The 4,613-nt window shown below is 69.7% G+C and carries 1 protein-coding gene; it reads right to left on the bottom strand.

Annotation, left to right across the window (positions count from 1 at the left end):
• A partial coding sequence (locus JGS39_RS39180) for an SDR family NAD(P)-dependent oxidoreductase (protein ID WP_308120990.1) occupies positions 1 to 4,559 on the bottom strand: 4,559 nt, incomplete at its 3' end.
• Positions 4,560 to 4,613 lie beyond the last annotated feature (54 nt).

Here is a 4,613-nt window from a genome sequence, read left to right as displayed (position 1 = left end):
AGCGCCGTCAGACCCCGCACCAACTCCTCACGGTCCGAAGCCGCCACCACCGCACGATGCTCCAACACCGCACGCGACACCACCGACGAAAAACCCACATCCAACAACGGGGCAGAAACCCCCAACAGCTTCCCCGCCTGCGCCGACAGCCCAGCCTCACTCCGCGCCGACAACACCACAGGCACCACCGGCAGCTCAACCGTTGCCGCCACCTCCAGCTCCTCCACCACCGGAGCCTGCTCCACGATCACATGCGCATTCGTCCCACTCAGACCGAACGACGACACCCCCACACGACGCGGACGATCCCGCACCGGCCACGCCCGCGACTCCGTCAACAACTCCACCGCACCCGCCGACCAATCCACCTGCGGCGTCGGCACATCCACATGCAACGTCCTCGGCAACACACCATGCCGAATCGCCTGCACCGCCTTGATCACCCCACCCACACCCGCAGCCGCCTGCGCATGCCCCAGATTCGACTTCAACGACCCCAGCCACAACGGATCACCCTCCGCACGACCCTGCCCATACGTCGCCAACAACGCCTGCGCCTCGATCGGATCACCCAACCGGGTCCCCGTCCCATGCGCCTCCACCAGATCCACCTGATCCGACGAAATCTGCGCGTCAGCCAACGCCGCACGAATCACACGCTGCTGCGACGGACCGTTCGGAGCCGTCAGCCCATTACTCGCACCGTCCTGATTCACCGCACTGCCCCGCACCACCGCCAACACCTCATGCCCCAACCGCCGAGCATCCGACAACCGCTCGACCAACAACACGCCCACACCCTCCGACCAAGCAGCACCATCCGCAGCACCCGCGAACGACTTGCACCGCCCGTCCCTCGCCAACCCCCGCTGCCGGCTGAACTCCACGAAGACCTCGGGCTCCGACATGACGGCCACGCCGCCGGCCAGCGCGAGGGAGCACTCACCGGAGCGGAGCGCCTGGATCGCGAGGTGCAGGCTCACGAGCGACGACGAACACGCGGTGTCCACCGTCATCGACGGACCTTCGAGGCCGAGTACGTAGGAGATCCGGCCGGAGGCGATGCCGCCCGTGCTCGCGTTGTGGGCGTAGTCGTGGTACATCATTCCGGCGAAGACACCGGTCCGGCTCTCCTTGAGGGAGAGCGGGTTGATGCCGGCCCGCTCGAACACCTCCCAGGACGCCTCCAGGAGCAGCCGCTGCTGCGGGTCCATAATCAGGGCCTCGTTCGGACTGATACCGAAGAACGCCGGATCGAATCCAGGGGCGTCGTCGAGGAACCCGCCGCGGGCGACGTAGCTGGTATCGGGCCGTACGCCTTCCGGGTCGTAGATCTTCCGCAGGTCCCAGCCCCGGTCGGTCGGGAAGTCGGAGATGAGGTCGGCGCCCTCGATCACGGCCTCCCAGAGGTCCTCGGGTGAGCCGATGTTCCCCGGGTAGCGGCACGCCATGCCCACGATCGCGATCGGGTCGTCGGCGTGGGTGGCGGGGTTCGGGCGCACCGCGGCGAGGGCTGCCGTCGCGGGAGCGTCGTCACCGGACGCCTCGCTCAGCAGGTGGCGGGCCAGGGCCAGGGGGGTGGGGTAGTCGAAGACGACGGTCGCGGGGAGACGGAGCGCGGTGGCTTCGGCCAGCGCGTTACGGAACTCCACCGCCCGCAGGGAGTCGAAGCCGAGGTCCTTGAACGCCTTCTCCGGCTCGATGGCCTGGAGCGAGCTGTAGCCGAGGACGGAGGCGACCTGTGCGAGGACGACCTCCAGCACGGCGGCTTCGCGCTCGGGCTCGGTGAGGCGGGCGAGCCGCTGCTGGAGGCCGCTCGCTTCGGCCCGGCCGGTTGCCTTGCGCCGTGTGACCACCGGGACCAGGGTGCGGAAGAGTTCGCGGCTGCCGGCGCCCTGGGCCCGTACGGCGGCGAGGTCGAGCTGCACCGGAACCACCACCGGCCGGTCCATCCGCAGGGCGGCGTCGAAGAGAGCCACGCCTCGGTCCGAGGAGATCGGGAAGACGCCGCCGACGGACGAGATGCGGGAGCGTTCGGCCCCGGACAGCTTGCCGGTCATGCCGCTGGCCTCGTCCCAGAAGCCCCAGGCGAGGGAGTGGGCGGGGAGTCCTTCCGCTCTGCGGTACGTGGCCAGCGCGTCCAGGAACGCGTTGGCCGCGGCGTAGTTGCCCTGACCCGCGTTGCCGAAGGTGCCGGCCACGGAGGAGAAGAGGACGAACGCGGCAAGGTCCAGGTCACGGGTCAGCTCGTGCAGGTTGAGCGCCGCGTCCACCTTCGGACGCAGCACCGCCCCCACCCGCTCCGCAGACAGCGAACCGATCACCCCGTCATCCAGCACACCCGCCAGATGCACCACACCCACCAACGGCCGGTCCACCGGAACCGACCCCAACACCCGCTCCACAGCAGCCCGGTCAGCCACATCACACGCCTCCACCACCACCTCCGCACCCCAACCCGCCAACTCCTCGACCAACTCCCCCACACCCTCGGCCGCACCACCACGACGGCTCGTCAACACCAAACGCCGCACCCCACGCTCCACCACCAGATGCCGCGCGAACACCCGGCCCAACGTCCCCGTACCACCCGTCAACAACACCGTCCCCGCGGAATCGAACTCCACGACCGACCCGTCTCCGTTGGACGGCACGACGCGTTGCAGCCGGCCCACATGCGCACGGCCCTCGCGCACCACCACCACCTGCGACTCGCCCAGCGTCACCACCCGCGCCATTTCGGCAAGCGCGCCCAGCTCACCGTCCAGCAGCACCACACGCCCCGGGTTCTCCGACTGCGCCGAGCGCACCAGCCCCCACACCGCGGCGCCCGCTGCATCACCCACGCCTTCACCGGGCAGAGCGACCGCACCCACCGTCCGCACCACCAGTCGGGCGTCAGCGAAGCGCTCATCGCTCAGCCACTCCTGCACCACTTCCAGCGCCTCACACACCGCATCCCGCACACCGTCCGCAGAGCCTGCCCCAACCTCACCGGCGCGCAGCGAATCGAACACGACCACGTCCGGCACCACACCCGACGAAACCGCTGCCTCACCCCAGCGCCCCACCGTCAGCCCGGCCGCCTCGTCAGCGCCGGGCAACGCCACCGCCGGCCACTCCACCCCGAACAGAGAACCCCACGCACCGGACTCGGCCGCCGCGCGCTTCTCTCCCTCCACCGAACGCAGGACGAGCGAATCGACCGTCGCCACCGCCCCGCCACCGGCATCGGCCAGCACCACCGACACCCGGCCCTCACCCGCCACCGAAACCCGAACCCGCGCTGCGGTCGCACCCACCGCACCCAACGACACACCCGACCACGAGAACGGCAACGCAGCACCCTCACCCACCGCACCCGACAACGCCACCCCGTGCAATGCCGCATCGAACAGCGCGGGGTGCAGGGCGTAGGTGCCGGGCTCGATCCCTTCAGGGAGGCCCACCTCGGCAAAGACGTGCCCGTCGGACCGCCAGGCCTCGCTCAGCCCGCGGAAGGCAGGCCCGTAGCTCAGACCCGCTTCCGCCATGCCTTCGTAGAACCCGTCCAGGTCCACCGGCTCAGCGCCGGCCGGTGGCCACTGCCCGGAGACCCAGGCCATGTCCGCCGCTCCGGGTGCGTCAACGGCAGCGATGAGGGAACCCGCGGCATGGCGCACCCACGGCAGATCCGTCGCTTCGCCTCGCGAGTGCACGGTCACCGGCCGTCGGCCCGAGTCGTCGGAGGGGCCGACGACAACCTGGAGGGCGACGCCTCCATGCTCCGGGAGTACCAGCGGCGCTTCCAGGGTCAGCTCCTCGAGCCCGGCGTACCCGACCTCTTCCGCTGCTCTGAGTGCCAGTTCCACGAAGCCCGTGCCGGGGAAGAGCGCGACGTCACCGACCGCGTGATCGGCCAGCCAGAGCTGGGTCCCGGTGGACAGGCGACCGGTCAGGATCACGCTGTCGGCATCGGGCGAGGTGACGATCGCACTCAGAAGGGGGTGACCGGCCGGCTCCTGCCCCATCGACTCGGCGTCGGCGCCGTGCTGCTCGCCGACGATCCAGTAATTCTGGTGCTGGAAGGCGTACGTCGGCAGGTCGACACGGCGGGCACCGGTGCCCTCGAAGAACCGGGCCCAGTCCACCGGCACACCGGCCACATGCAACTGCCCCAGCGCGGTAACCGTCGCCGCCACCTCGGGACGGCCCTTACGCACCAGCGGAACGAAGACGGCTGCCTGCTCCGCGTCGACAGACTGCTGTGCCATCCCACTCAGCACACCGTCCGGACCCACCTCGACGAACGACGTCACCCCACGCGACACCACGAACGACACCGCATCCGCGAACCGCACAGCCTCCCGCACATGCCGCACCCAGTACTCCGGCGTCGTGACCTCCTGCGACAGCTCACCCGTCACTCCCGACACCACCGGAATCGACGCAGCCCCGAACGACAGCCCGGCCACCACCGCCCCGAACTCCGCCAACATCGGCTCCATCAAAGGCGAATGGAACGCATGAGACACCCGCAACGCACTCGTCCTACGGCCCTCACCGGCAAACTTCCCCACCAGATCAGCAACCGCCGACTCCGTACCCGAAACCACCACGGAACGCGGACCGTT

It is taken from the genome of Streptomyces poriferorum (genome assembly GCF_019399235.1).
GTDB classification, from domain to species: domain Bacteria; phylum Actinomycetota; class Actinomycetes; order Streptomycetales; family Streptomycetaceae; genus Streptomyces; species Streptomyces poriferorum.
This window is presented reverse-complemented; position numbering and strand designations above follow the sequence as displayed.